The organism is Plantactinospora sp. WMMB782, from assembly GCF_049179135.1.
Classification (GTDB): domain Bacteria; phylum Actinomycetota; class Actinomycetes; order Mycobacteriales; family Micromonosporaceae; genus Plantactinospora.
This window is the reverse complement of the sequence record NZ_JBMHMC010000007.1, coordinates 7989191-8014528: the sequence shown is the minus strand read 5'-3', so window position 1 is coordinate 8014528 and position 25338 is coordinate 7989191. Positions and strand designations below refer to the sequence as shown.

Genomic DNA, 25338 nt, shown 5'->3' with positions numbered 1-25338 from the left:
GGCTAACCCGCCGACGACAGGAGCCCTGTGAGTCAGCCCGTTCCGCCGCAACTCGTCGTGCACTGCCGGATGCTGCACTTCGGCTGGGTGCCGGCGGATCCCGAGGCGGTCGCGGCGACGGTGCCGCCGGGCCTTCGGCTGCCGGCGAACCGGCAGGTCTTCCTCCAGCAGTACGTGGTCGACGACGCGGCGCAGACTTCCGGGCTGGAGAGCTACTCGGCGGCCGGACTGGGCCCGGACCTCGAACTGGCCGACTCGGGATCGGCCCGCTGGTACGCCCACCACCTCAGTTCGAGTCCGCTCGCCCGGACCCAGGCGGCGGTACGCGGTGTGCCGGCCGCCGCCGGCCGGACCACGATCGAGATCGTCGGGCAGGCGCTGGTGGCGGTGACCGAAGTGGACGGAGCGGCGCTGATCCGCACCACCGCCCGGGTCGGTGGCACCGTCAGTCGGGTCTACCGGGGACACGTCCGCTACCTCAGCCGGCTCGGCGACCGGCTCACCGGCGCCAGTTGCCCGTACGTGTTCGAGCCGGTGACGCCGTTCGAGATCGAGTCGGTGGAGTTCCTCGCACCGGACCATCCCGTCTTCGCGCTCCGCCCGGCCAACCCGTTGGAGTTGCTGTGGGGTTTCTACTCGCCACGATCGTCGTTCGCACTGCCGGGCAGCGAGGCATGGCTCCGGTACTGAGCCCGGCGGGTCTGCCCGGTGTGGCGACCGGAGCGCCCGGTCCGGCGGCCGGGGCGGCCGGGGCGTGACGGCGGCCGACGAGCTACGCGCCCGGTACGTCGACCAGCTGCGCCGGGAGGGACTGCTCGGCGCGGACGAGCTGGTCCGGGCGTTCCGCGCGGTGCCCCGGGAGGAGTTCGTGGCGACCGGTTTCGACGGCGGCGACGGCCGCTGGCTCGGGCCGGACGATCCCGACTTCCTGCCGATGGTCTACCGGAACCATCCGCTGGTGACGAAACTCGTCGACGGGGTACCGGTCAGCTCGTCGAGCCAGCCGTCGCTGATGGCGGCGATGATCGAGTCCCTGGAACTGCGCCCCGGCAGCCGGGTACTGGAGATCGGCGTCGGCACCGGCTACAACGCGGCGCTGATGACCGTGATGGGCGCCCGGGTGACCACGGTGGACATCGCTCCCGACGTGGTGGAGCGGGCCGGGGCGGCACTGCGCCGGGTCGGCCTGGCCGGCGCCGTCGACGTACGCCTCGGCGACGGTTACCTCGGCGTGCCGGCGGAGACCGGCTACGACCGGGTGGTGGTCACGGTGGGGGTGACCGGGGTGTCGCCGCGTTGGCTGGACCAACTCGCCCCGGGTGGTTACCTGCTCGCCCCGGTCGAGCACGCCGGCAACCATCCGGTGCTGCGCATCCGGCCGGGTGCCCGGGGGATGGCCGGGGCGCGTGGCGAGTTGCGGGCCGGGTTCATGTCCGCGGCCGGTCCACTGGCGGCCCGGTATCCGGGTGCGCACCCGCCGCCCCGGCGGGCTGCCGCGTTCCCGCCACCGACCGTGCGGCAGCCGGCCCGGTGGCGCCCGCCGTTGGACGTCTTCCGCTACCACGACCTGTGGTTCGCGGTCGGGGCCTGGGATCGGCGTACCACCTTCTCGGCCGGTCCGGCCGGCGGCTGGGGCGGTCCCGGCGGAGCCGTCCTGCTGGACGAGGTGCACGGCGGCGGGGCCGGACTGCTCGCCGACGGTTCGGTGCGGGCGGCCGGACCCTACGCCGCCCGGTACGCCGCCGACGCGATCGCCCTGCGGGACCGCTGGGTGGCCCGGGGCGAGCCGACCATCGCGGAGTGGACGTCCCGGCTGGTGCCGGCCGGTGACCCCGACCAACCGATCCTGGTGCCGACGAACTGGATCCAGCGCTGACAGATGCCGGTCTTCGGGCCTGAACGGCTCGACCGCGACGATCCGTGACAGAGACCGCCATCCGGGTACACCTCGCCGCTCCCGGTGGCGGCCCGGCCGGGCAGGCTACCTCGGAATCGGGTCGGGCTGCCGGGTTTCCGATCGCCCAGAGCGGCAACTCCGATGTCGGGTTGCCCCGGATCGCGCGCGACGGCAGGGGGCTGTGCTTCCGTACGGCCTCCGGGCAGCCCGGGTGCCCGGAGGGGCGCCGAGGCGAGGACGACCACCGGCGTACCAGCACCAGGGTGCCGGAAACCGGACAACCGGCGGCACAACGCCGGAGCCGGTACGGCGTTGGTCGTCCGGCCCGTCGGAGAGCAGGCGACGACCAGGGGAGGACAGCATGTCCAGTGAGATCATGGATGCCGACCGGGACCAACCAGACCGGGCGGCGGTGGAGAGCGAGCGCGGCGCCCTCGTCGCGGTGCTGGTGATGGTCGTGCTCGGGGTGGCCGGCATCTTCGCGGTCTCCACCTGAGAGGGCCGATCTTCCGTTCACCGGACCCGCCGGCCGATCCGGGCTGGCGGGTCCGACGCCGGTGGTCCGACGCCGGTGGTCCGACGCCGGTGGTCCGACGCCGATGGTCAGGAACGGACCGCCGGGTCCCCGTCCGGGAGAGCACCCGGCTGCCCGGGTCGGCCATCCCCACCGGCTGACGTTCCACCTCCACCGGCCAGCGTTTCACCTTCACCCGCAAGCGTTTTCCCTCCACCGGCCGGCGTTGCGGTCACTCGCACCCGGTCGGTCGCCGACGAGTCGACGTTCGGCGCGGCGTAGCCGGAGTGACCGGCGCGGCGGGCCGACCGCAGGGCGACCGGGCCGACTCCGAGGCAGAGCACGGCGGCGACCAGCAGTGGCAGGCGGTGGTCCGGCAGGACCAGGGCCGCACCCACCGGGGTGGCGATCGCGACCGGGGCGAAGAGCAGGGTGCTGGCACTGCCCGACACCCGGCCGAGCAGCGCTCCGGGCGTACGCGACTGCACCGCTGTCACGGCGGCGACCAGGGTCCACGGGAGGCCGATCCCGACCAGCACCGAACAGGCCACCGCCGCCGGGGTCCACGGAACGAGCCGGCCCAGCGTGCCGAGCGCGAAGAGCGCGGCGCCCAGCGCACCGACGGAGAGACTTCCCCGGGTACGCAGCAGCCGGGGGACGAGCAGCCCGCCGAGCAACGATCCGGCGCCCTGCCCCGAGGAGAGTACGCCGACGAAGGCGGCGGGCTGGTGCAGGTCGTCGGTGACGACGGCGTACACGGCGGCGGTGGTGAGTCCGGACATGCCGGTCGTGGTGGATCCGATCAGGACGCTCCCGCGCAGCTCGGCATGCCGCCACAGAAAGGCGGCACCGGCCAGCACCCCGCGGCGTCCGGTTCCACTCCGGTGCTCTCGGGTTCCGGGTCCGGTCGGGCTGTGTTTGCCGATAGCGGGTTCCGTGGGGCTGTGTCCCCGGGTTCCGGTTCCGGTGGGCCTGTGTCGCCGGCTTCGGGACCCGGTGGGGAAGTCGGGACGGATCCGGAGCAGCCGGTAGAGGCCGGCGGCCAGGACCAGCGCCACCGTGGTGAGCGCGACCACCGGATATCCGCCCTGCCAGGCGAAGAGTCCCGCGCCGGCCAGCGGGGCGACCAGCTTCATCCCCTCCTGGGCACTCGTCCGCATCCCGTTGACCCTGCCGAGTTCGTGCGGCGGCAGCGCGGCGGGCAGCAGGGCGTTCTCCGCGACGTCGACCAGGACGAGGCTGGTGCCGTAGCCGAGCATCACGACGTAGACGATCCAGACCTGGGCTTCGGTGCGGACCGCCAGCAGTGACAGCACGGCCGTGGCGGTGAGCAGGTGGGTCCAGACGAGGAGCCGCTGGCGGGGCAGCCGGTCGACGAGAGCGCCGAGGGCCGGGCCGAGCAGTGTCGGGGCGAAGAGGCATAGGCCGGTGAGTGCGGCCACGCTGCCCGAGCCGGAGAGGTCGAGTACCCACACTCCGGCGACCACGTTCAACGCGGTACCGCCGAAGCCGGAGACCATCGAGACGCCGACGAAGAGCAGGAGGTTGCGCCGTTCGGGGTCGAGCCGTCGTCCCGTACGCACGTTCGAGCCTCCGAAAAGTTGAGTCGCGGGGACTCACATCCTCGGTCGGCTGATCGGTGCCTGTCAACCACAACTTCAGTCTGGTCGGCTCAAGTCGGCGTTTGGCGGGACCTCCCAGCCGGCCGGCCCCGGCCTCCGGGCCGCTCGCCCTCCGGTGGCCCGCCCTCGGATGGCTCGACCTCCGGTGGCTCGGTTGCCGGGTTGCTCGGCGGTGGGGTGGCCCGGTGCAGGGCCCGGCGGAGCCGGTCGCGGGCGTCCGGCAGCACCCCGCCGGACTGCTCGGCCGGTACCTGGTCGAGGTCGTCCAGGGCCTGGGCGGCCAGCGCGTACAGCCCGCCGGGTGCGGCCGGGCCGGCCAGGCCGAGCGTGGTGCGAGCCAGCCGGATCCGGGCATGCCGGTCGTCCCGGCCCGGATCCGCGCCGAGTTGCCGGTGTACGGCGATCACCTCGGCCCGCAGCTCCACCACACCCGGCCCGAATCGACCGTCAACGGTCTGTTGACGTCGCCTGTCGGCCCGTACCCTGGACGGGTCCCGGGACGCGGCGCCGGAGAGGCGCACCCAGCGCTGCTCGGCGGCCTGCCGGCTGGCCAGGCCGAGTGCCGTGGCGATCTGGGCCCAGCTCGCCCGCCGTTGTCGGGCGGCCTCGATGAGCTGACGTTCCGCCTCGTCCAGCCCGGCCCGCAGGCCGGCGAGCAGTCGCATCGCGGCAAGTGGCTCGGGCTGGCCGGCACCGCCGCCGGAGGCGGCGGCCAGCACCGCGGAATGCGCGGCGACGACATCGGCAGGGATCCCGTCACCGGTCGGCTCGCCTGGTCGCATCCGGGCAGCATGTCGCGCCCGAGGGCGTATGTCAACAGTTCGTTGACACTCGCCCTCCGAAGTTCCCGACACGACCTCTCCCGGCGCCACCGTCCTCGATCCGGCCGGTGCCGCCCGGGCGGCCGCACCGGGGGACGGTCACGGGGACAGGGACGGGAGGCGGAGATGGGCGCGCCGGCAGGTTCATCCGCCGGAGCGGGACCTGCCGGCGTGCCGGAGTTGGCTCAGGAGGGCCGGGCCGCGCTGCCGTCGGTGTGCGGGGTACGCCGGGCCGGCACCACGCCGAGCCGCCCGGCCTGGTAGTCCTCGAAGGCCTGCACCAGCTCGGCCCGGGTGTTCATCACGAACGGGCCGTAGTGCGCCACCGGCTCGCGGATCGGCTCACCGCCCATCACGTACAGCTCCAGGGCCGGGGTGGCCGCCTGCTGCCGCTCGTCGGCGGCGAACCGCAGCGCGTCGCCGGGGCCGTGCACCGCGAGCTGGCCGGTGCGCACCGGCCGGCGTTCGGCGCCCACCGTGCCCCGGCCGGCCAGCACGTAGCCGAGCGCGTTGAAGTCGGGCCGCCAGGGCAGCTCGACCTCGGCACCCGGCTGCACCGTCACGTGCGTGATGGTGATCGGGGTGTGCGTGCTGCCCGGACCGGTGTGCCCGGCGACCTCTCCGGCGATGACCCGGAGCAGGGCACCACCGTCCGGGGTGGTCAGCAGGGCCGACTCCCGGCCCCGGATGTCCTGGTAGCGCGGCGGGTTCATCTTGGCCGCCCGGGGCAGGTTGACCCAGAGTTGCAGCCCGTGGAAGAGGCCGCCGCTGACCACCAGGTGCTCCGGCGGCGCCTCGATGTGCAGCAGGCCGCGTCCGGCGGTCATCCACTGGGTGTCGCCGTTGGTGATGGTGCCGCCACCGCCGTGCGAGTCCTGGTGGTCGAAGATCCCGTCGATGATGTAGGTGACGGTCTCGAAGCCCCGGTGTGGGTGCCAGGAGGTTCCCTTCGGCTCGCCGGGGGCGTAGTCGACCTCGCCCATCTGGTCGAGGTGGATGAACGGGTCCAGTTCGCTGAGCGGTACCCCGGCGAAGGCCCGGCGGACCGGGAAGCCCTCGCCCTCGTATCCGCTGGGCGCGGTGACCAGCCGGCGGACCGGCCGGTAGGCGGTGGTCGCGCCGAGCCGGGGCAGGCGGGGCAGGACCAGGACGTCGTCGACGGTGATCGCGGGCATGGCTAGTTCTCCTTGACGCTGACGCTGCCGGGGGTTCGGGCGGCCGGGGTGGCGCCGTCGGTCCTCAACCGCCCGGCCAGCCGGTCGAAGACCCGGGTGAGGCAGGCGACCTCGGCCTCGTCGAGGTCGTCCATCAGATAGCCGCGCACCGAGGCCGCGTGCTGCGGCGCGGCCTCGCGCAGGGTGAGCAGCCCGGCGGCGGTCAGCACCGCCTCGCTGCCCCGGCGGTCCTCCGGGCAGCTCTGCCGGGCGACCAGGCCGCGCCGCTCCATCGAGGAGATCTGGTATGTCAGTCGGCTCGGCGAGAAGACCAGTCGACCGGCCAGCTCGCCCATCCGGAGCCGTTGCCGGGGCGCCTCGGAGAGCAGGACCAGCACGTGGTAGTCGGCCAGGCTCAGCCCACTGGCGCCGCGCAGCTCGTCGTCGAGCCGGTTGAGCAGGAGCTGACTCGACTCGACATAGGCCCGCCAGCAGGCCAGCCGTCCGGCGTCCAGACCTTCCTCCATGCCCCGACTGTAGCACTATTTAAAATCTAAAACAGTCTTCCGTACGGGATCAAGCTCAGTCGCTCACCGGGCCTTCGGTCGGATCGTGCATCTTTGAAGTATCCGTCGACCGGGTGGTGCCGTCGTCGGCCGCCGACCGCCGAGGCTAAGCTCGGTCAGGTGGACGAACTGGAGCTGGCGGACTGGCGTGAGCAGGTGATCCGGCTCTACCTGTCAGATCTCGACCTGGCCGGCTTCCGGGCGGCCCGGGACGCCCTGTTCGCCGGGCACCCGCAGTCACCGGTCCCGCTGGCCGAGCGGCCCCGGTTCACCGGGCTGCGCTACTTCCCGGTCGACCCGTCGGTCGTGGTCGACGTGCCGATCCGGCCGGCCGCCGGCACGCTGAGCATCGACACCGGCGGGCCGGACGGCGTGGTGCGGTACCGCCGGTGTGGCATCGCGGAGACCCCGTGGGGCCCGCTGACGCTCTGGTGGATCGAGGCGTACGGCGGCGGGCTCTTCCTGCCGTTCCGGGACGGTACCGCCGGCCGGGAGACGTACGGCGGCGGGCGCTATCTCACCGACACGGTGAAGGGCACCTTCGGTCGGGGCCTGACGGTGCTGCCCGGCGGCCGGCTACGGCTCGACCTCAACTACGCCTACAACCCCTCCTGCGCCTACGACGACCGGTGGGCCTGTCCGCTGGCGCCCGAGGAGAACCGGATCTCGACGCCGATCCGGGCCGGTGAGCGCGTCTACCACTGACCGACCCGGTGCCCCTTTTCCGGCCCTACTGTCCGGTGGCGCCGGCCGGGCGCTGGGCCTGCCAGTTCATCCGGCCGATCAGCTGGCGCGCCTGGTCGGCGAAGGTCGCGTCGACGTTCACCGCGTACTGGTTGGCCCGCAGGCTGCTGGCCGAGGTGAAGTCGCGCCGGCCGCCGGTCATGGCGTGCGCGATGGCGCCGAAGATCGCACCCCAGACGGCACCGATGGCGAGTCCCACCAGGATGACCGCCCACCAGTTGCCGACGGTGAAGATGCCGAAGAGCAGGCCGATGAAGAGCCCGAACCAGGCACCGGTGGCGGCACCGGCCAACGCGGCCCGGCCGGTCGTCATCCGGCCCAGCACCGTTTCGACAAGGGTGAGGTCGGTGCCCACGATCGCGGCACGTTCGACCGGAAACCCGTTGTCGGAGAGGAAGTCCACCGCGTACTGCGCCGACTGGTACTCCTGGTACGCGGCGACGGTCACCGTGGCCTGCTGTCCGGGGGTCGTACCGTCCTCGCTGCCCGGCGCCCTGAACTGGTCACCGGAAGGGCCGGCTGGCAGGTTGTTTCCACCCGTCATACCAGGCATACCGGACTGCCAGGCCGCCGTCGGGTTCCTGGACATCATGAATCAGCCTCCTTCGTCACGGCTCGATTTCCCGGCTGTCCCTACCCGGTAACCCGTCCCGGCGGAGGTAAACGAAAGGGCGCGACGAACCCCGGTGTCCGGTTCCACCTCCTCCCGGCCCGGACCGTCCCGGCTGAGCGGGCGGCTCAGCGGGCGGAGGCGCTGCCGACCCGCCGCTCCTCCTCCTCGGCCGCCGAGCGCACCGCCGCCGCCGTCTGCTCGTCGAGCGGGAAGAACGACTCGACGGCGAGTTCCGCCACGGTGACGTCCAGCGGGGTGCCGAAGGTGCAGACGGTGCCGAAGAAGGCCAGTTCCAGGTCGCCGTGCCGGATCCGCAGCGGCACCACCACCTCGCCCGGCCCGGGGATCTCGACCTCGGGCTCCGGCTGGTCGCACGGGTACGCCCGCAGCTCGCCGTAGAGCTCCGCCAGCTCGGGGTCGCCGCTCTGCGCCACCTGCCGGCGCAGCCGCCCGAGCAGGTGTGCCCGCCACTCGCCGAGGTTGACGATCCGGGGTGCCAGGCCGGCCGGGTGCAGGGCCAACCGGAGCGCGTTGACCGGCGGGGTGAGCAGCGGCGCCGCCGCACCCGCGGTGAACAGCCCGATGCTGGCGTTCGCCTCGACCAGCTGCCAGTGCCGGTCCACGGCGATCGCCGGATAGGGCTGGTGGGCGGTGAGCACCTGGCGCACCGCCGCGCGCACGGCGGCCAGGGCCGGGGAGTCCAGCGACGTACGCGGATAGATCGGCGCGTACCCGGCGGCGAGCAGCAGGTGGTTGCGTTCCCGCAGCGGCACGTCCAACTGCTCGGCGAGCCGGAGCACCATGTCGCGGCTCGGCATCGCCCGGCCGGTCTCCACGAAACTGAGGTGTCGGGTGGAGATGTCCGCCTGGATGGCGAGTTCGAGCTGGCTGAGCCGCCGTCGTTCGCGCCACTCGCGCAGCAGTTGGCCGACCGGTCGCTGCCGCTGTCCGGCGACCGTCATCTCGTCATCACCATTCCGATCGTACGGCCGGAGGTTGGCGCGGCTGCGGCCCGCCGGCCGGGTCAGGGGCGGTCTGCCCGGGGGGTGCCAGGTCGCCGCCCGCGCGGAGCGGGCGGCGACCCGGCCGGAGGGGATGGGGATCAGCTCGTGCAGGCGTTGCCGTTCAGGGTGAAGCCGGTCGGCGTGCCCAGGGTCCCGCTGTAGGTGCCCTGGAAGCCGACGCTCGTGGTGCCGCCGCTCGGCAGCGACCCGTTCCAGGCCACGTTGCCGACACTGATCTGGTTGCCGGACTGGCTCCAGGTGCCGTTCCAGCCGTTGCTGTACCGGACGTTGGAGCCGACGGTGAAGCCCAGCGTCCAGCCGTTGATCGCCGGACCGTCGTTGGTGATCCGGATTTCGGCGGTGAACCCGCCGGTCCAGGAGTTGGCGGTCCAGGTGACCCGGCAACCGGCGCCGGCCGGTGGGGTGGTGGCCGGCGGGGTGGTGACCGGTGGGGTGGTGGTCGGTGGCAGCGTGGGCGGGCCGGTGGTGCTCGGCGGGGTGGTGGGCGGGTTGGGAGCGGCCATCGCCATGTCGTAGGCGCGTTGCGGGACGAACTGGCCGGCGGTGGCGATGCAGCCGTCCGCCTCGCCCGGCAGCTTGACCCAGAGGAACGCGTCGACCGCCGAGTCGCCGGTCTGGTTGGTGCTGGCGGTGCCGATCGCCCGACCCGCCGGGTCGCACCACTCGCTGCGCGGGTCCGGACCGTTGCCGTTCCGGCTGGTGTCCACCACGATCTTGAGGTTCGGTGCGCCGGTGGCCGCGACGACCGACTTGGCGTAGTTCACCGACTCGGCAGTGGTGCGGTAGTTGGAGACGTTCACCGAGATGCCGTCGGCGCTGTTGGCGATGTCCGCCCCCACCAGCCGGGCGGCCATCACCGGCGGGCTGAGCCAGGCCGAGTTCGCCGAGTCGTAGTAGACCCTGGCCTGACTCGAGGCGGCCTTGAACCGCTTCCCGGCGTATGCCATCGAGGCCTGGGTCTCGGCCTGCTGCGAGGAGTTCATGCAGTTCGACATCAGCGCGAGGACGTCGGGTTCGAGGATGATCGTGGCGGGCCGACCGTTCAGGCCGCCGGCCACCTGGTCGATCCACTGCCGGTAGGCGGTGTGGTTGGCCAGCCCGCCGCTGCTGGCGCCGCTACAGTCCCGGTTGGGGATGTTGTAGACGACCAGGATCGGAATCTTGCCGGCCGCCGCGGCGGCGCCGACGAAGGCGTCCACCTGGCCGCGTACCGTGCCGGGGTTGTTCTGGGTGAACCAGCGGCCCTGCGGGACGCTGGCGATGCGGTCCCGGATGACGGCGGCCCGGTAGTCGTTGGGGTTGGCGGCGACCCAGCGTGCGGCGCTGGTGTCCGGGTCGACGTAGAAGGCCGAGTCGGCGGCCTTCGCGGGGGTGGGGTTCAACAGGCCGACACCGACCGCTGTCGTCACGGCGAGTGCCGTGACGGCGACGGCACCGGCCGCGGCGAGCGCGGGTCTGAGGTGCATGCGGTACTCCCTTCGGGACGGTGGGAGATCGAGGAGCATCGCTGGAAGCGCTCCCATAGACATCGACCACGGTAGAGCCATGTTGCGTCCGTGTGAAGCCCCGGTTTCAGTACCTGGGCATAGGCACAGGTCAGCGGCGTGTCGACCGGGCCGTCCCGACGGCTCGCCCGACCGCCCGGCGGGCCGGCACGGCACTTCGGGCGACCCCTACGCTGACGCTGCGTGGCCAGTCGTTGCCGGCGCCGCGTACGCTGCTGGTCGGAGGTGGGGAGTGGACGCGTCGCGGACGGGTGGCGGGCGATGACATTCGAACCGGCCACGCGGCCCGGCACCGGCCCGCTGCGGCACGACGCTCTCTTCTACCGCACCGACGACGACTACGTCACCGGCGTCCGCTCGTTCGTGCGGGCCGGGCTCGCCGCCGGAGAGCCGGTGCTGATCGCCGTACCCGGACTCCGGCTCGACCTGCTACGCACGGCGCTCGGCGGCGGCACCGAGCTGCGTTTCGTCGACATGGCCCGGGAGGGTCGCAACCCGGGGTGGATCATCCCGGGTGTGCTGCACGCCTTCGTCGAGGAACACGCCCCGGCCCGGGTCCGCGTCGTCGGCGAGCCGGTCTGGCCCGGCCGGTCCGCGCAGGCGTACCCCCGGTGCGTACAGCACGAGGCCCTGATCAACATCGCCCTCGCCGGGCGGCCGGTCAGCCTGCTCTGCCCGTACGACGCGGTGCGGCTGGACGTGGAGGTGATCGCCGACGCGGCGAGTACCCACCCGTTCCTGATCCGCGACGGCGACCGGCAGCCCAGCGCCGGGTACGGCCACCCGGAGAACGTGGTCGACTCGTTCAACCTGCCGTTTCCGACCCCGCCGCCCTCGGCGTCCACGCTGTTCTTCGAGTCCTCCGGCCTGTCCGGGATGCGGGCCATGGTCGCCGCACTCGCCCACCAGGCCGGGCTCGACCGTGAGCAGGTCGACGACCTGCGGGTCGCGGCGAACGAGATCGCCACAAACGCGGTGGTGCACTCCGGCCGGCCGGCGGTGGCCCGGGTCTGGCTCGACGAGGACGGGCTGGTCTGCGAGATCACCGGCTCCAGCGTGCTCACCGACCGGCTCGCCGGCCGCCTCCCGCCGTCGCCGGTCAGCGACAGCGGGCGCGGCCTGTTGCTGGTCAACTACCTCTGCGACCTGGTCCAGGTACACACCGACAGCACCTCGACCACGGTCCGGCTGCACATGCACCGCCGAGCCGAGCCGGCGACCGGCACGGCACCGACCCTCGGCATCTGATCCCGGGCCGGTCGGTCCGGTTGTCCGGCCCGCGCTGGTGGTAGGGCCGGATCGAGGTGGGATCAGGTCCGGGCCGGACTGTCGGAGCCGGTGGTGGTCGGCGCGCCCTGCTCGCCGCCGGAACGTGGCCCGGGCAGCTCCGCCGGCCGGTTGGCCGAGCCACCGTCGCCGGAGCCACCGTCGCCGGAGCCACCGTCGCCGGAACCACCGTCGCCGGAGCCACCGTTGCCGGAACCACTGTCGTCCGAGGTGCTGTCGTCTGCGGTGCTGTCGTCCGAGGTGCTGTCCGCCGAGGTGCGGTCCAGGCGGCGGTCGAGCAGCTGCATCACCGGGGTGGCGGCCACCCCGTGCACCACCACCGAGACCAGCACCACCAGCCCGGCCGTCGCCCAGAGCAGGTCGGCGCCGGGGAAGTCCGCGTGCGTGGTGGCGTACCCCAGGTAGTAGAACGTGCCGACGCCACGGATGCCGAAGAGCGCGATCACCCAGTGCTCGGCGGGCCGCCCCGGCGCCCCGACCAGGGACAGCCGGCCGGTGAACGGGCGGATGACGAAGACCAGGGCCAGCGCCAGCAGCACCGCCGGCCAGGTCAGCGGGGCGAGCAGCCCGGTGACCACCGCACCGCCGAACAGCAGCAGCAACAGCACGGTGAGCAGCCGTTCCACCTGCTCGGCGAAGTTGTGCAGCACCTGGTGGTACTCGTGCGACCGCTCCGCCGCCCGGATCGCCCGGGCGGTGACGAAGACCGCCAGGAAGCCGTACCCGCCGACGAGTTCGACCAGGCCGTACGAGAGGAAGGTGGCGGCCAGCGCCAGGAACCCCTCCGAATGCCGGGCCAGCCGCAGCCGCGACGGCGCCCGGAAGAACAGCTTGCCGAGCAGCCATCCCACCAGCAGCCCGCCGGCCACCCCGAGCAGGATCCGATAGCCGACGTCCAGGGTCAGCCACTCCGCCAGCCAGCCGGCGGGAGCCAGCCCGACCGTGGCGATCGCGATCGCGGCGTAGACGAACGGGAAGGCGAGACCGTCGTTCAGCCCGGCCTCGGCGGTCAGTGCGAACCGCACCTCGTCCTCGTTGTCCTCGACGTCGGTCGGCTCGCCGACCTGCACGTCGGAGGCGAGCACCGGATCGGTCGGGGCCAGCGCGGCGGCCAGCAGCAGCGCGGCGGCCGGCGCCAGCCCCACCCACCACCAGCCGAGCACCGCCACCGCGCCGATGCAGAGCGGCATGGCGATCGCCAGCAGCCGCCAGGTCGACGACCAGCGGCGCTTGCCGAGCGGCCGGTCGATCTTCAACCCGGCGCCCATCAGCGCGACGATCACGCCGATCTCGGTGAGCTGGGTCGCGATCTTGTCGTGGATCAGCGGGTCCGGCTCGGGAAACCCGAACGGAAGCAGGAAGACCAGCATGCCGAGGCCGAGGAAGATGATCGGCATGGAGAGCGGTCGCCGCTCCAGCACCCGGGGCAGGATGCCGGCCAGCAGCGCGCCCAGCCCGATCAACGCGTACGAGGTCGCCGAGAGATCCACCCGGGCACCCTTTCCCCGCCGGGTGGCTCCGCACGCCTGGTGTGAGCGGTCAGTCGCCCGGAAACTCGTCGGTGCCGGTCGCCGCGGGGATCATCATCTCGAACCAGACCGTCGAGCCGCGTACCGTCGGGTCGGTCCCCCAGGCGTCGCTGAGCTGCTCGATCAGGCCCAGCCCCCGGCCCCGGCTGCTCAGTTTCTCGGTCCGGGCCCGGGTCACCGCGCCCCGGGTGCCGCTGTCGGCGACCGAGACCAGCAGCCGCTCCGGGCTCAGGTCGATCTCCACCCGGGCGGCGGTGCCGGCGTGCAGCAGCGCGTTCGTGGTCAGCTCGCTGGTGCAGAGCACCGCCGAACCGACCACCTGCTCCGGCACCCCCCAGAGGTTCAGCTGGGCGGTCATCCAGTGCCGTACCCGGCCCGGGGCGGTCGGCTCCGCCGGCACCTCCATGCTGGCCGACCGGCTGGGCGTACTGGCGTGCTCGACGGCGAGCACGGCGACGTCGTCCTCGGTACTGCCCGGCACCGCGCCGCTGGCCAGCGCGCAGAGCGTACGCGGGTCACCGGTCGCCGAGCCGGCAACCGTACCGGCCAGCACCTCGAAGCCGTCGCTCAGGCTCCGCTGCCGCCGCTCCACCACCCCGTCACTGAACAGCAGCAGCGTGTCACCGGGCGGGAACGGCACGGTGACCGCCGTCCGGTGCCCGTGCAGCCCGAGCGGCACCCCGGGCGGCACCTCGAGATACCAGGTGCTGCCGGGCTGACCGGGTGAGCCACGCCGGACCAGTGGCGGCGGATGGCCGGCACTCGCCACGGTCAACCGGGCGGTCTCCGGCTCGACCAGCCCGTAGACGACTGTCACGAAGAGTTCGTCGCGGTGCGCCTCCACACTCAGGCTGGACACCAGCCGGTCCAGCCCGGCGAGTACCGGGATCGGGTCGGGATCGCTCAGGGCCAGCGCGCGCAGCGCCGCGCGTACCTGCCCCATCAGCGCCGCGGCCTGCACGTCGTGCCCGGCCACGTCGCCGAGTACCACCGCCAGCCGGCCGTCCGGCAGCGCGAACGCGTCGTAGAAGTCGCCGCCGGCCGCGTTGCCGTCGACCCCGGCGTCGTAGCGGGCGGCGATCCGCAGCAGCGGCAGGTCGGGCAGGTGCTCCGGCAGCATGCTGCGCTGGAGCAGTTGCGCCGTGCCGTGCTGGGTCTCGAACCGGCGGGCCCGCTCGGCGGCCTGGGCCACCAGCTCCGCCGAGGCGGCCAGCAGGGCACGCTCGGCCGGCGGCCAGCGGTGCGGCTGCCGGTAGCCGACGGTCAACCCGCCGCGCAGCGTCGGCGTACGCAGCGGCAGCGCGGCCAGTGCCCGGATCTTCTCGTCGTGCCGGTCGACCGCGCTGCGCAGCAGCGGCTGGCCGTCGCCGGCGAAGCTCGGTGCGCCGCTGTCGGCGGTCAGCACCAGCGGGGCGGGAGAGTCCGCGCCGTGCCGGCGCCACAGCGGGGGGAGCCGCTCGTCGGCCTCGTCCAGCACCTCGCCCCGGATCCGCCGGACCAGCCGCCACCCGCTGCCGTCGTCCACCCCGAACTCGACCTGGTCGGCCCCGAAGGAGGCAAGCGCGCTGCGCAGCGTGACCCGGGCCACGTCGTCGAGGGTGAGCGTGCCGGCCAGCGCCGAGGCCAGCTCGCCGAGGCTCTGTAGCCGCTGGGTGACCTGGGTCGCCTCGGCGGCCACGGTCAGCACCCCGACGATCGCGCCGGTGGAGTCCCGGACCGGGGAGTAGCCGCGGGCGAAGAGGGACGGCTCCGGCTCGCCGGGCTCCTCCCGGAACAGCGGCAACGGGGCGTCCCGCTCCAGGAACGCCTCACCGGTCCGGTAGACCCGCTCGATCACGTCGCCGACCCCGGGCACCTGCCACACCTCGGCGAAGACCTCGGCCGCCGGCCGGCCGAACGCCTGCGGGTGCCTGCTCGGGATCAGCTCGGCGAAGCCGTCGTTGTAGACCAGCGCGAGCTGCGGGCCGTACGCCAGGGCCATCGGCACCGGGGCGGAGAGCACCAGGTCGACGATCGCCCGCAATGCCGGATCCCACCGACCGGGCGGACCCAGCGGGGTCTCCGGCCAGCCATGGTCGGCCGGCGGCCCGACGGTCGGATCCGGTGTCGGCGGCACACCGGCCACGGTGGAGGGGGGAGCGGGCACCCGCCCGACCGTGCCTGGCATGTCAGCAGCCTAACCGGAGCCGCCGAATCCGCTCGTCGGGCGCCGTCTGGTGCGCCCGTCGTGCTGGGGTCCGACCGCTTCGCCGGGCGGTCCGGGCAGGGCGACTACTCCAGCGAACCCGCGTCCACCGGACGCCGCCGCGCGGCGTCGTCGGCCAGGATCACGGTGGCGACCATCAGCGAGACGCAGAGGCTGAACAACCACGATCCGTCGTCGACCAGCCGGGCGGAGACCGGCGCCTGCACCGCGGTGAGCAGGAAGGCGAGCCACGCGATGCGACGCTGACGGACGGAAAGGAAACCAGGAGCCTGACGCATTCCGAAATTCTGCCCCGGCGAACGTCGCTCGCCGGTCGTCCGTTCGGACGAATTCGGGGTACGTGTCCGCTTGGTCCCGGCTCCGCCGGCCCGTTCGATCCGGCTCCGCCGGCCCGGTTGGCCCCGGCTCCGCCGGCCGTTTGGTCCCGGTTTCGCCGGTCCGATCCGGGTGAGCGTCCCGGCGTGGCCAACCTCCGGCCGGTCCGGCATAGTCGACGCTCGTGTCCACCGACTCCCGGCACCGGACGGGTCTCGCCGTGCTCGTCCTGGCCTATCTGGCCTTCGTCAGTCTCGGGCTCCCCGACGGCCTGCTCGGCGTCGGCTGGCCGTCCGTCAGCGTCGAGTTGCGGGTGCCGACCGAGGCGGTCGGACTGCTGCTCACCTCGGGTACGGTCGGCTACCTCGTCTCCAGCGTGGTGGCCGGGTTCAGCATCGCCCGGATCGGCGTCGGCTGGCTGCTGGCCGGCAGCACCGCCCTGGCCAGCCTGGCCCTCGCCGGCTACGCCACGGCACCGATCCTGCCGGTCATGGTGGGCTGCGCGCTGCTGCTCGGTCTCGGCTCGGGCGCCATCGACGCCGGGCTGAACGCGTACGCCGCCGGAACCTTCGGGCCACGCCAGATGAACTGGATGCACGCCTGCTTCGGCCTCGGCGTCGCCATCGGGCCGCTGGTGATGACCACGGTGCTCGGCGTCGGGCTGGGCTGGCGCTGGGGGTACGGCATCGTCGCCGCCGCCCAGGCCGGGCTGGCGCTGGCCTTCGTGCTGACCGTACGGACCTGGCGCCGCCCCGGCCCCGGTGCCGGCGAGTCGACGGGTGCGCCGGCGGTTCCGGCCGGGCCGGTCCGGATCGGTGCCACCCTGGCCCTGCCGGCGGTCTGGTTCGGCGCGCTCACCTTCGCGGTCTACGTGGCGATCGAGGTGGCCGCCGGCCTCTGGGCGTTCCTGCTGCTCACCGAGGACCGCGGGATCAGCCCCACCGTCGCCGGCCTCTGCGTCTCGCTCTACTGGGGCAGCCTCTTCGTCGGCCGGGTGGTGCAGGGGTTCGTCGCCGAGCGGCTCGGCAGCCGTACGGTCCTGCTCGGCAGCATGTACGCGATGGCGTTCGGCTCGGCGCTGGTGGCGGTACCCGGACCGGGCTGGCTGGCGGTCTCCGGGCTGGCCGTCGTGGGCTTCGGTGCGGCTGCGGTCTTCCCGCTGCTCACCCTCGGTACCGCCGAACGGGTGGGGCCGCAGCACGCGGACCGCACCATCGGGTTGCAGATCGGGGCGTCCGGGCTGGGTGGGGCGATCATCCCGGCCGCCATCGGGGTGCTGATCGGGCGTACCTCGGTCGCGGTGCTCGGCCCGGCGCTGCTGCTGCTCTCCCTCGCCATGATCGGGCTCTACTGGGCGTCGAGCCGCCGGGCCGGCCGCCCGCCCGCCCCGACCACCTGACCTTTTCCATAACGAGCGGGCACCGACCGCCACGAGCAGGCATGCCTCGACGAGCGGGCACCCGGCCCGAGCCGCCGCCTGCGCGGGGCGCCGCTTCCGGCACCCGGCGGTCAGTGCGGGCCGTTGCGCCCGGTCGTCGACGGTCGGTACCGGCGCTGGTCGTCGGTGCGCTGCGCCGCCTGGTCCTCGTCGTACGGTTTGTCGGGGTCGTCCGGCTCCGCGCCGTGCCCGAACGCCGACTCGGCGCCCGCGTCGTTGCCGGTGACGTCGTCGACCTGCCCGTCGGGCGTCGAGGCGCCCATCGCCTCCTCCAGGTCGCGCAGTGGCAACCGCTCCTCGTTCCGCCAGACGTGGCTGTCCCTGTCGGTCATGTCGGTTGCCCTACCCGGCCCGCCCGACGGACAAACGCCGACGGCGGCGGCCGCCGGACGGGGCGTACCCCTGCCGACGGCCACCGCCGTCCCGTGCTGTCCCGGATCGAGCTACGGCTGCGGCCGGGCGACCGAGCCGCGCCAGGCGCCGGTCTCGGCACCCCGGCGCTCGATGAACTCCTTGAACCGGTTCAGGTCGCCTGCCACCCGCCGGTCCACCATGCCGAGCTTGTCACCGGCCTTCTCGGCGACCCCCTGCGGCTCGAACTCCATCTGCGCGGTGACCCGGGTGTGGTTCTCGTCGATCCGGTGGAAGGTGACGACACCGGCCTGCCGGGTGCCGTCGGTCGAGGTCCAGGCCACCCGCTCGTCGGGCAACTGCTCGGTGATCCTGGCGTCGAACTCCCGGTTGACCCCGGCGATCTCGACCTTCCAGTGCGTCATCGTGTCGGAGATCTGCCTGACCTCCTCGACACCCTCCATGAACTGCGGAAAGTCCTCGAACTGGGTCCACTGGTCGTACGCGGTCCGGATCGGCACCGCCACGTCGACGGACTTGGTCACGCCACTCATCCGGCATCCTCCTTGTCGATCGGTCTACGCCTGTCCACTGTCTGTGCCTGTCCACTGTCTGTCCGGCCACCGCCGGTCCCAGCCACCGCGGGTCTCAGCCACCGCGCGTTCACCAGCACTGCGTCCCGTTCACCGGCGCCGTGTCCCGTTCACCAGCGCTGTGTCTCGTTCGCGTGCCCGAGCGCGGCCCACACCTCGGAGACGGTCTGGAACTGGGTACCCGGGGGAAGCCGGTCCAACTCGGCGAGAATGTCGTCCGGGGCCTCGTTCTCCTCGGCGCTGCGGCGCAGGCCGTCCCGGTCGCCCGGCAGGGCGGAGAGCGGGATGAACCGGCCCAGCCGGCTTCTCTGCTCGACCTCCTCCGAGGTCATGCCCTGTGGCGCGCCGGACCGGGTGTCGTTGCCGGGCGCCCTGGTCAGGCCGGGTTGGTCCTCGCCGGCCGGCTCGGGATCGCGCCACTCCTCGGCGCGGCCACCGACGGCGCCCTGCACGGCGCCCTGCACCTCCCGGTCCATCTGCTCGTCCAGCCGGGGACCGTGCTTGCTGTTCCCACGTTCCATGTCTATTGCGCTACCCGAGGGAAATCGTGCTAAACGGCGTCGTCGGGTTCGCCCCGAACGCGTCAGCTCGCCGGTGTCTTCGGCGGCAGCGCGGGCTGCACCGGCTCCTCGGCACCGCCCTGGCGGGCCCGGCCGCGCTGCACCTCGGCATTGATCTCCACACCGAGCATCACGGCGCAGTTGGAGAGATAGAGCCAGACCAGGAAGGCGATCACGGCGCCGAGGCTGCCGTACGTGGTGGCGTCGTAGGAGTTGAACCGGGAGACGTAGAAGCCGAAGCCGACCGAGACGACGGCCCAGGAAACCAGGGCGACCGCACCGCCGACGGTGAGCCAGCGGAACCGGGGCTGCCGCACGTTCGGGGCGATCCAGAACAGCAGCGAGAGCAGCAGCATCATGATGCCGACCAGGACCGGCCACTTGGCGACCGACCAGGCCGTCCGAGGCGCGTCGCCGAGCCCCAGCCGGTCGCCGACCGCGTCGGCGACCGGGCCGCTCACGATCAGTCCGGTGGCGACCACCGCGAGCAGCACCAGCGCGATCGCGGTCAGCCCGAGCTGCAACGGGCGGAGCAGGTAGAACGGCCGCCCTTCGGCAACTCCGTAGATGGCGTTGGAGGCCCGGGTGAACGCGCCGACATAGCCGGAGGCCGACCAGAGCGCCGCCAGTACCCCGAAGCCGAGCAGCACCTTCGCCGATCCCTGGTTGTCGACCACGTCCCGCAGTACGCCCACCAGGGCGTCGTTCGCCACCACCGAACCGGCGCCAGCCTCCCTGGCCAGGCCGGCGATGGTGTCGATGGTCTCCGCCCCGTTCGAGACCAGGCCGACCAGCGCGACGATCACGATCACGGACGGGAAGAGAGCCAGCACTCCGTAGTAGGTCAGCGCGGCGGCCCAGTCGGCGCAGTTGTCCGTCACGAAGTTGGTGACGCTCCGGACCAGTACGCCCCGCCAGGTCGACCAGCGCAACTGGCGCAGGCGCCCGGGAAGGCGGCGGTTCGGCTCATGTACCGCCGGGACCGGTTCGGTGGTCGACGCCATGCTCGTCCCCTTTCGGCGGGGCCAGCCGCGCCTGCTCCCCGTCTCCCGGCTCGGCGGGGCTGGGTGTTTCTCGGCTGGGCTGGGCTGCCCGGTACCCAGGGCCGGATCTGCACAAACGCCGGCACCGCGAGCCGGTCGGGTTTGCCGGCGGCGGCCCGGGAAACCGAACCCTGGACGGCCCGGGAATCCGCAGCCTGGTTGGCTCGGCCACACCGCAGCCGGGGTTGGCTCGGGGGAGCCGCAGCCGGATGGCTCGGGAATGGGCCGTGGGAAGAGCGCCAACGACGCGGAGGAGGAAGATCATGCCCGGACGCGAGGTTCTGCCCAGCACCCTGCGACGCTCGCCACAGAAGGCCCAGGACACCTGGGCGAAAACCCACGACTCGGCGGTCGAGACGTACGGCGAGGGGCAGCGGTCGCACCGGACCGCCTTCGCCGCCGTCAAGCACTCGTTCGAGAAGGTCGGCGACCACTGGGAGCCGAAGGGGCGCAAGGGCCCGAGCGACCGGCAGGCGGCCGGCGGTGGGCCCGCTCGGCGCGCACCGACCGCGGGTGGCGTCGACGCCAACGCCCCGAAGGAGCACCTGACGGAGGTGGCGAGGCGGCTCGACATCAAGGGGCGGTCCCGGATGACCAAGGCCGAACTGGTCGATGCGATCCAGAAGGCGAACGACCGGAAGACCACCGAGTCCCGGACCAAGGAGAAGGGCCGGAACCGTCGTCGCTGACCTGCCAGCTCCACCAGATCGGCACCGGTCGAGTCTGCGACCGTCGGGTTAGCGACCGTCGGGTCTGCGACCGTCGGGTCTGCGACCGTCGGCTCGCCGATCCGACGGCTCAGCGACCGTCCGCCAGCGACCGTCGGGTCGGCGACCGTCGGGCCGGGCGCGGGCGGGCGGCAGGGGTTCACCACCTGCCGCCCTCGCCGCCCGGCCCTTCGATGTGCACCATCTTTGTCGCGGAGAGTTCGTCAAGCAGCTCCGGGCCGTACCCGAAGCCCTGGCCGCTGCCGCCCCGGGGCTCGGCGGCGCCGCCCGGAGCCCCGCCGAAAACGGCATTGATCTTGACCGTCCCGACCGGCAGTTCCCGCCAGGCCCGCTGGGCGTGGTTCATCGACCCGGTGAGTACCGTCGCCGCCAGCCCGTACGGCGAGTGCGACGCCCTGGACAGCGCCTCGTCGAACGAGTCGACCACCATCACCGGCGCCACCGGGCCGAAGGTCTCCTCCCACATCACCGCCATCTCGTCGGTGCACTCGGCGAGCACCGTCGGCGGATAGAAGGAACCGGGCCCGTCGGGGACGCTGCCCCCGGTGAGCAGGCTCGCCCCGGCCGCGACCGCCGCGCCGACCTGCCCGTGCACGTGGTCGCGCTGCCGCCGGTCGACGAGCGGCCCGACCTCGCTGAGCGGGTCCCGCCCCGGCCCCAGGCGCAGCGCCTCGGCCCGCTCGACCAGACCGGCGAGGAACCTGGACGCCACCGGCCGGAGTACGTAGATCCGCTCCACCGAGACGCAGAGCTGGCCGGCGTTGGTGAAGGCACCGATGGCAGCCTGTTCGGCGGCCCAGCGCGGGTCCACGTCGGCGTCGACGATCAGGGGGTCGCTGCCGCCGTTCTCCAGCAGCGCCTTGGCGCCGGAGCGGGCGCAGGCGGCGGCGATCGACCGGCCGGTGGCGGTCGAGCCGACGTGCGCGACCACGTCGACCTCCTGCCCGGCCAGCGTCGCACCGACCGGCCCGTCACCGGTCAGCATCGACAACACCCCGGCCGGCAGGTGCTCGTCGAGCAGCCGGGCGAGCAGCCAGCCGCTCGCCGTACTCCGCTCGCTCGGCTTGTAGACGACGGTGTTCCCGGTGGCCAGGGCCGCGCCGAGCAGGCCGCAGGAGACCGAGACCGGGTCGTTCCACGGCGTGATGGCGGCGACGACGCCCCGCGGCTGCGGCACCATCAGGTCGATCGCGTCCGCGCCGCCGGCCAGGCTGCGCCCGCCCCGGACTGGAGCGAGTTCGGCGTACTGGCGCAGCGTCGAGACACCCGCCTGGATGCCACTGCGGGCGGCGGCCAGCGGCCGGCCCATCTCGGCGGTCTCCGCCTCGGCGAGCCGGTCGGCGTTCGCCTCGATCGTGTCGGCGGCCCGGCGCAGCGCCTCGGCCCGCTCGGCGGGTGCCGTCCGCGCCCAGCTCGGGGCCACCGCCCTGGCCGCCTTGACGGCCGACTCGACCTCGGCGTCGGTGGCCACCGGCACCCTGCTGACCGGGCTGCCGTCCGCCGGATCGACCACGGTCAGCCAGCCCGCGTCGCCGCTGCCGTCCCACACCCCGCCGATGAGTTGCTGCACCTGGTACATGGCGGGCAGTTTGCCCCGGTCCGAGCGGTCCAAACTATCCCGGTAAGACCGTCTGCAACCCTCGGTCCCAGCCCCCAGCACACCTGCAAGGAGGGACTCGCGCTTACGTTTCTGTTGTAGCGGGGCCCTTCCTTGCATCCGTTCTCGGCGGACCGGGATAGGGTGCTCGGGTGACGGCGCTGGGGGAGACCGCCGACGCGGTCGTCGTCGGGGCCGGGCACAACGGCCTGGTCGCGGCGAACCTGCTCGCGGACGCCGGCTGGGACGTGCTGGTGCTGGAGGCGACCGGTGCCCCGGGCGGGGCGGTCCGGTCGGCCGAGGTGACCGCCCCCGGCTACCTCAGCGACCTCTACAGCGCCTTCTACCCGCTCGGCTACGCCTCGCCGGTGCTGCGCCGGCTCCGGCTCGACCGCCACGGGCTGGCCTGGCGGCACGCGCCGGACGTGCTGGCGCACCTGTTCGCGGACGGCGACGCGGTGCTGCTCAACCGCGATCCCGAGGTCACCGCCGCCTCCGTGGCGCGGTTCGGGGCCGGGGACGGGCAGCGGTGGCTCGACGCGTACGCCCAGTGGCGGCAGATCTCGGCGCCGCTGCTCGACGCGCTCTTCAGCCCGTTCCCGCCGGTACGCGGCGGACTGGCGCTCGCCCGCCGGCTGCGTACCGCCGGGCTGCTGCGACTGGCCCGCCGGCTGGTGCTGCCCAGTTCCCGGCTCGGGGCGGAACTCTTCACCGGCTCGGGCGGCCCGGCCCTGCTGACCGGCTGTGCCCTGCACACCGACCTCGCTCCGGACGAGCCGGGTTCCGGCGTCTACGGCTGGCTGCTCGCCATGCTGGGCCAGCAGGTGGGCTGGCCGGTACCTGTCGGCGGGGCGCAGCGGATCACCGACGCGCTGCTAACCCGGCTGCGCGAGCGGGGCGGCCGGCTGCGCACCGGTACCCCTGTCGACCGGGTGTTGGTGGCCCGGAACCGGGCCGTGGGGGTGCGCTCGGCCGACGGCCTGCTGTGGCGGGCCCGTCGTGCGGTACTGGCCGACGTGCCGGCGCCCGCGCTCTTCCTCGACCTGGTCGGTGCCGAACGGCTGCCGCCCCGGCTGGTGGCGGACCTGGCGCACTTCCGCTGGGACGGTTCGACGGTCAAAGTGGACTGGGCGCTGGCCGGGCCGGTGCCCTGGCGGGATCCGGCGGTCGCCGGCGCCGGCACCGTGCACCTCGGCGGCGACCTCGCCGACCTGCGGCGGTACGCGGCCGAACTGCACCGGGGCGAGCTGCCGACCGACCCGTTCGTGCTGGCCGGACAGATGACGGTGGCGGACCCGGGCCGCTCACCGGCGGGCACCGAGTCGTTCTGGGCCTACACTCACCTGCCGTTCCGGCGGGACTGGCGGGCCGAGGAGGTCGCGGCGCACGTCGAGCGGGTCGAGGCGGTGCTGGAGCGGGCCGCCCCGGGCTTCGGCGCGCTGGTCCGGGCCCGGCACGTCGCCGGACCGGCCGAACTGGCGGCGGGGAACCCGAGCCTGGTCGGCGGCGCGGTGGGCGGCGGCACCTCCGCCGCGTACCAGCAGCTCTTCCTGCGCCCGGTGCCCGGCCTCGGTCGGGCGGACACCCCGGTCGACCGGCTGTTCCTGGCCGGCGCCTCCGCACATCCCGGCGCCGGGGTGCACGGCGGTCCCGGGGCGAACGCCGCACGGGCGGCGCTGGCCCGGGACCGCGCCCTGACCGGCCGGGCGTATGCCGCCCTGGTCGGCCGGGCACAGCGCGCCGTCTACGCCTGACCCTGGACAGGCCCGGCTCACGGCTGGCCGGACGCGGCAGCCGATGCGACTCCCGGCTGGCCGAGCACGCTGGCCGGCCCGGCTCGCGGCTGGCCGGATGCGGCTCGCGGCTGGCCGGACACGGTGGCGACGCCGCTCGCGGCTGGCCGGACGCGGCGGCCGCCCCGGTCCTACGCCTGCTCCGCGCCCTCGTGCTGGGCCCGCGTCGCCTGCGCCTGTCCCGCGCCGCTGGCAGTTGTCCCGCGCCGCTTGCGCTTGGCCGGTGTCGCCGCGCCGGACGCCTTTCCGGTGCGCCCGGCTCCGGTCGACCCGGCCCGCTCCGCGACCTTGACCGGCTCCGTCGACTCGGCCGGCTCCGCGACCTTGACCGGCTCGGTCAGCTCCGCCGTCGTCCCGGTCGACTCGGTCGTTCCGATCGTCCTGGCCGGCGCCGTCGGTTCCCGCAATTCCGTCGTCTCGGCGGGCTCGGTCGTCCCGATCGCCTTGGCCGGTCCCGCCGGTCCCGCCGGTCCCGCCGGTTCCGCCGGCTCGGCGGGCTCACCCGGCTCGGTGAGCTGCGGTGCGCGGGCGGGCTCCGGCGGCGCCGGCAACCCGGCGGCGGCCGGGGCCTCGTCCGGGGCGGGGATCTCGGTGAACCGGGCGATGTTGCGGTGCCGGCCGCGCAACTTGAACGGCATCAGCGCGCTTTCGATCTTGGTGGCGGTGGTCATCTTCGACTCGCCGTCCAGGCGCTCCTGGAACCGGATCGGCACCTCCAGGATGGTGTGGCCGAGCTTGGTGGCCAGATAGTGCATCTCGACCTGGAAGCTGTACCCGTTGGACTGCACCCGGTGCAGGCCGATGTCGCGCAGCGCGTCCGCCCGCCAGATCTTGAAACCGGCGGTGAGGTCCCGGATCCGCACCTGGAGCAGGGTGTGCACGTAGAAGTTGGCCCAGCCGCTGAGCGCCCGACGATAGAGCGGCCACGCCTCGTCGAGCTGCCCGCCAGGGACGTACCGGGAGCCGATCACCACACCGGCCTGGGTGGACAGCAGCGAACCGAGCATCCCGGGCAGTGCCTCCGGCGGGTGGGACAGGTCGGCGTCCATCTGCGCCACGTACTCCGCACCGGCCTCCAGCGCCCGGCTCATCCCGTCGACGTACGCCCGGCCGAGCCCCTCCTTGCCCGCCCGGTGCACGACCTGGATCCGCTCCGGATGCTCGATGGCGAGCTTGTCGGCCACCTCGCCGGTGCCGTCCGGAGAGTTGTCGTCGGCGACCAGGATCCGCAGCCCGGGCAGCGGCAGTGCGAGCAGCCGCTCGACCAGCGCCGGAAGGTTGCCCGCCTCGTTGTAGGTGGGCACGACGACGGTCAGGCGAACGTCCCGCCAGGGAGACGGCAGCTGTACGGGTTCGATCATCGGGGCATCCTCGGTTGGCCGACAGCGGTCAGGGGCAAAGCCTAACTTGACGCAGCGCGCGGGCCGCAACACGGGC

General features: G+C 73.5%; 23 protein-coding genes and 1 pseudogene. 8 read left to right on the top strand and 16 right to left on the bottom strand.

Annotated elements, in window-relative coordinates:
- Positions 1-27: 27 nt before the first annotated feature.
- The 3 genes from ACN28A_RS37725 (at position 28) to ACN28A_RS37715 (ending at position 2393) form a co-directional block, all read left to right on the top strand.
- Positions 28-690, top strand: a complete 663-nt coding sequence (locus tag ACN28A_RS37725; protein WP_421403755.1) for a hypothetical protein — start codon at positions 28-30, stop codon at positions 688-690.
- A 64-nt stretch (positions 691-754) separates the two neighbouring features.
- Positions 755-1876, top strand: coding sequence for a protein-L-isoaspartate O-methyltransferase family protein (locus ACN28A_RS37720; protein WP_421403753.1), 1122 nt, complete (start codon positions 755-757; stop codon positions 1874-1876).
- A 382-nt stretch (positions 1877-2258) separates the two neighbouring features.
- Complete coding sequence (locus ACN28A_RS37715) at positions 2259-2393, top strand: hypothetical protein (protein ID WP_421404895.1); 135 nt, start codon at positions 2259-2261, stop codon at positions 2391-2393.
- A 107-nt stretch (positions 2394-2500) separates the two neighbouring features.
- On the opposite strand, the gene ACN28A_RS37710 is transcribed toward ACN28A_RS37715, so the two are convergent.
- The 4 genes from ACN28A_RS37710 to ACN28A_RS37695 all read right to left on the bottom strand — a co-directional run bounded on the left by ACN28A_RS37710 (position 2501) and on the right by ACN28A_RS37695 (position 6535).
- On the bottom strand, positions 2501-3994 hold the full coding sequence (locus tag ACN28A_RS37710; RefSeq protein WP_421403751.1) for an MFS transporter: 1494 nt from the start codon (positions 3992-3994) through the stop codon (positions 2501-2503).
- Positions 3995-4083: 89 nt separating this feature from the next.
- The gene (locus ACN28A_RS37705) at positions 4084-4815 is read right to left on the bottom strand and encodes a hypothetical protein (RefSeq protein ID WP_421403749.1); all 732 of its coding nucleotides are present in this window, start codon (positions 4813-4815) and stop codon (positions 4084-4086) included.
- Positions 4816-5039: 224 nt separating this feature from the next.
- A complete protein-coding gene (locus ACN28A_RS37700; RefSeq protein ID WP_421403747.1) occupies positions 5040-6029 on the bottom strand; it encodes a pirin family protein in 990 nt (329 codons plus the stop codon).
- 2 nt (positions 6030-6031) lie between these two features.
- Complete coding sequence (locus ACN28A_RS37695) at positions 6032-6535, bottom strand: MarR family winged helix-turn-helix transcriptional regulator (protein WP_421403745.1); 504 nt, start codon at positions 6533-6535, stop codon at positions 6032-6034.
- A gap of 159 nt (positions 6536-6694) precedes the next feature.
- Between ACN28A_RS37695 and ACN28A_RS37690 the strand changes: the two genes are divergently transcribed.
- A complete protein-coding gene (locus tag ACN28A_RS37690; RefSeq protein ID WP_421403743.1) occupies positions 6695-7279 on the top strand; it encodes a DUF1684 domain-containing protein in 585 nt (194 codons plus the stop codon).
- 25 nt (positions 7280-7304) lie between these two features.
- Here the strand turns inward: ACN28A_RS37690 and ACN28A_RS37685 are convergent, their stop codons facing one another.
- From ACN28A_RS37685 to ACN28A_RS37675, 3 genes are all read right to left on the bottom strand, one after another.
- Complete coding sequence (locus ACN28A_RS37685) at positions 7305-7862, bottom strand: general stress protein (RefSeq protein WP_421403741.1); 558 nt, start codon at positions 7860-7862, stop codon at positions 7305-7307.
- A gap of 194 nt (positions 7863-8056) precedes the next feature.
- Entirely contained in the window at positions 8057-8893 is an 837-nt protein-coding gene (locus ACN28A_RS37680; RefSeq protein WP_421403739.1) for a helix-turn-helix domain-containing protein, read from the bottom strand.
- 140 nt (positions 8894-9033) lie between these two features.
- A complete protein-coding gene (locus tag ACN28A_RS37675; RefSeq protein WP_421403737.1) occupies positions 9034-10422 on the bottom strand; it encodes a glycoside hydrolase family 6 protein in 1389 nt (462 codons plus the stop codon).
- Positions 10423-10722: 300 nt separating this feature from the next.
- Here ACN28A_RS37675 and ACN28A_RS37670 point away from each other — a divergent pair, with 300 nt between their 5' ends.
- The gene (locus ACN28A_RS37670; RefSeq protein WP_421403735.1) at positions 10723-11709 is read left to right on the top strand and encodes an anti-sigma factor RsbA family regulatory protein; all 987 of its coding nucleotides are present in this window, start codon (positions 10723-10725) and stop codon (positions 11707-11709) included.
- A 62-nt stretch (positions 11710-11771) separates the two neighbouring features.
- Here ACN28A_RS37670 and ACN28A_RS37665 read toward each other — a convergent pair whose 3' ends face one another.
- From ACN28A_RS37665 to ACN28A_RS37655, 3 genes are all read right to left on the bottom strand, one after another.
- On the bottom strand, positions 11772-13238 hold the full coding sequence (locus ACN28A_RS37665; protein WP_421403733.1) for a cation:proton antiporter: 1467 nt from the start codon (positions 13236-13238) through the stop codon (positions 11772-11774).
- Between the two features lie 49 nt (positions 13239-13287).
- Positions 13288-15444 (bottom strand): SpoIIE family protein phosphatase, encoded by a 2157-nt coding sequence (locus tag ACN28A_RS37660; RefSeq protein ID WP_421403731.1) that lies wholly within the window; start codon positions 15442-15444, stop codon positions 13288-13290.
- Positions 15445-15548: 104 nt separating this feature from the next.
- Positions 15549-15761 carry a hypothetical protein gene (locus tag ACN28A_RS37655; RefSeq protein ID WP_421403729.1) on the bottom strand — a complete coding sequence of 71 codons (213 nt, stop codon included), beginning with the start codon at positions 15759-15761 and terminating at the stop codon, positions 15549-15551.
- Positions 15762-15982: 221 nt separating this feature from the next.
- On the opposite strand from ACN28A_RS37655, the gene ACN28A_RS37650 reads away from it, so the two are divergent.
- Entirely contained in the window at positions 15983-17197 is a 1215-nt protein-coding gene (locus ACN28A_RS37650; protein ID WP_421403727.1) for an MFS transporter, read from the top strand.
- A gap of 110 nt (positions 17198-17307) precedes the next feature.
- On the opposite strand, the gene ACN28A_RS37645 is transcribed toward ACN28A_RS37650, so the two are convergent.
- From ACN28A_RS37645 to ACN28A_RS37630, 4 genes are all read right to left on the bottom strand, one after another.
- Positions 17308-17568, bottom strand: coding sequence for a hypothetical protein (locus ACN28A_RS37645; RefSeq protein ID WP_421403725.1), 261 nt, complete (start codon positions 17566-17568; stop codon positions 17308-17310).
- A 111-nt stretch (positions 17569-17679) separates the two neighbouring features.
- A complete protein-coding gene (locus tag ACN28A_RS37640) occupies positions 17680-18141 on the bottom strand; it encodes an SRPBCC family protein (protein ID WP_421403723.1) in 462 nt (153 codons plus the stop codon).
- 149 nt (positions 18142-18290) lie between these two features.
- Positions 18291-18701, bottom strand: coding sequence for a DUF2795 domain-containing protein (locus tag ACN28A_RS37635; protein ID WP_278062825.1), 411 nt, complete (start codon positions 18699-18701; stop codon positions 18291-18293).
- 62 nt (positions 18702-18763) lie between these two features.
- Entirely contained in the window at positions 18764-19744 is a 981-nt protein-coding gene (locus ACN28A_RS37630) for a YihY/virulence factor BrkB family protein (protein WP_421403721.1), read from the bottom strand.
- Between the two features lie 302 nt (positions 19745-20046).
- On the opposite strand from ACN28A_RS37630, the gene ACN28A_RS37625 reads away from it, so the two are divergent.
- Entirely contained in the window at positions 20047-20472 is a 426-nt protein-coding gene (locus ACN28A_RS37625) for a ChaB family protein (protein ID WP_421403719.1), read from the top strand.
- Between the two features lie 178 nt (positions 20473-20650).
- Here the strand turns inward: ACN28A_RS37625 and ACN28A_RS37620 are convergent, their stop codons facing one another.
- Positions 20651-22090, bottom strand: coding sequence for an aldehyde dehydrogenase family protein (locus ACN28A_RS37620; RefSeq protein WP_421403717.1), 1440 nt, complete (start codon positions 22088-22090; stop codon positions 20651-20653).
- Positions 22091-22269: 179 nt separating this feature from the next.
- Here ACN28A_RS37620 and ACN28A_RS37615 point away from each other — a divergent pair, with 179 nt between their 5' ends.
- Entirely contained in the window at positions 22270-23862 is a 1593-nt protein-coding gene (locus ACN28A_RS37615) for a phytoene desaturase family protein (RefSeq protein WP_421404858.1), read from the top strand.
- A gap of 635 nt (positions 23863-24497) precedes the next feature.
- Here ACN28A_RS37615 and ACN28A_RS37610 read toward each other — a convergent pair.
- Positions 24498-25262 (bottom strand): annotated as a pseudogene (locus ACN28A_RS37610) (polyprenol monophosphomannose synthase); the annotation flags it as partial.
- Positions 25263-25338: the final 76 nt, after the last annotated feature.

Bases quoted from the DNA above. Each gene is read 5' to 3' on its own strand.
- ACN28A_RS37715 (WP_421404895.1), top strand. From the start codon at position 2,259: ATGTCCAGTGAGATCATGGATGCCGACCGGGACCAACCAGACCGGGCG.
- ACN28A_RS37705 (WP_421403749.1), bottom strand. From the start codon at position 4,815: ATGCGACCAGGCGAGCCGACCGGTGACGGGATCCCTGCCGATGTCGTC.
- ACN28A_RS37700 (WP_421403747.1), bottom strand. From the start codon at position 6,029: ATGCCCGCGATCACCGTCGACGACGTCCTGGTCCTGCCCCGCCTGCCC.
- ACN28A_RS37695 (WP_421403745.1), bottom strand. From the start codon at position 6,535: ATGGAGGAAGGTCTGGACGCCGGACGGCTGGCCTGCTGGCGGGCCTAT.
- ACN28A_RS37685 (WP_421403741.1), bottom strand. From the start codon at position 7,862: ATGACGGGTGGAAACAACCTGCCAGCCGGCCCTTCCGGTGACCAGTTC.
- ACN28A_RS37680 (WP_421403739.1), bottom strand. From the start codon at position 8,893: ATGACGGTCGCCGGACAGCGGCAGCGACCGGTCGGCCAACTGCTGCGC.
- ACN28A_RS37675 (WP_421403737.1), bottom strand. From the start codon at position 10,422: ATGCACCTCAGACCCGCGCTCGCCGCGGCCGGTGCCGTCGCCGTCACG.
- ACN28A_RS37670 (WP_421403735.1), top strand. From the start codon at position 10,723: ATGACATTCGAACCGGCCACGCGGCCCGGCACCGGCCCGCTGCGGCAC.
- ACN28A_RS37660 (WP_421403731.1), bottom strand. From the start codon at position 15,444: ATGCCAGGCACGGTCGGGCGGGTGCCCGCTCCCCCCTCCACCGTGGCC.
- ACN28A_RS37655 (WP_421403729.1), bottom strand. From the start codon at position 15,761: ATGCGTCAGGCTCCTGGTTTCCTTTCCGTCCGTCAGCGTCGCATCGCG.
- ACN28A_RS37645 (WP_421403725.1), bottom strand. From the start codon at position 17,568: ATGACCGACAGGGACAGCCACGTCTGGCGGAACGAGGAGCGGTTGCCA.
- ACN28A_RS37640 (WP_421403723.1), bottom strand. From the start codon at position 18,141: ATGAGTGGCGTGACCAAGTCCGTCGACGTGGCGGTGCCGATCCGGACC.
- ACN28A_RS37635 (WP_278062825.1), bottom strand. From the start codon at position 18,701: ATGGAACGTGGGAACAGCAAGCACGGTCCCCGGCTGGACGAGCAGATG.
- ACN28A_RS37630 (WP_421403721.1), bottom strand. From the start codon at position 19,744: ATGGCGTCGACCACCGAACCGGTCCCGGCGGTACATGAGCCGAACCGC.
- ACN28A_RS37625 (WP_421403719.1), top strand. From the start codon at position 20,047: ATGCCCGGACGCGAGGTTCTGCCCAGCACCCTGCGACGCTCGCCACAG.
- ACN28A_RS37620 (WP_421403717.1), bottom strand. From the start codon at position 22,090: ATGTACCAGGTGCAGCAACTCATCGGCGGGGTGTGGGACGGCAGCGGC.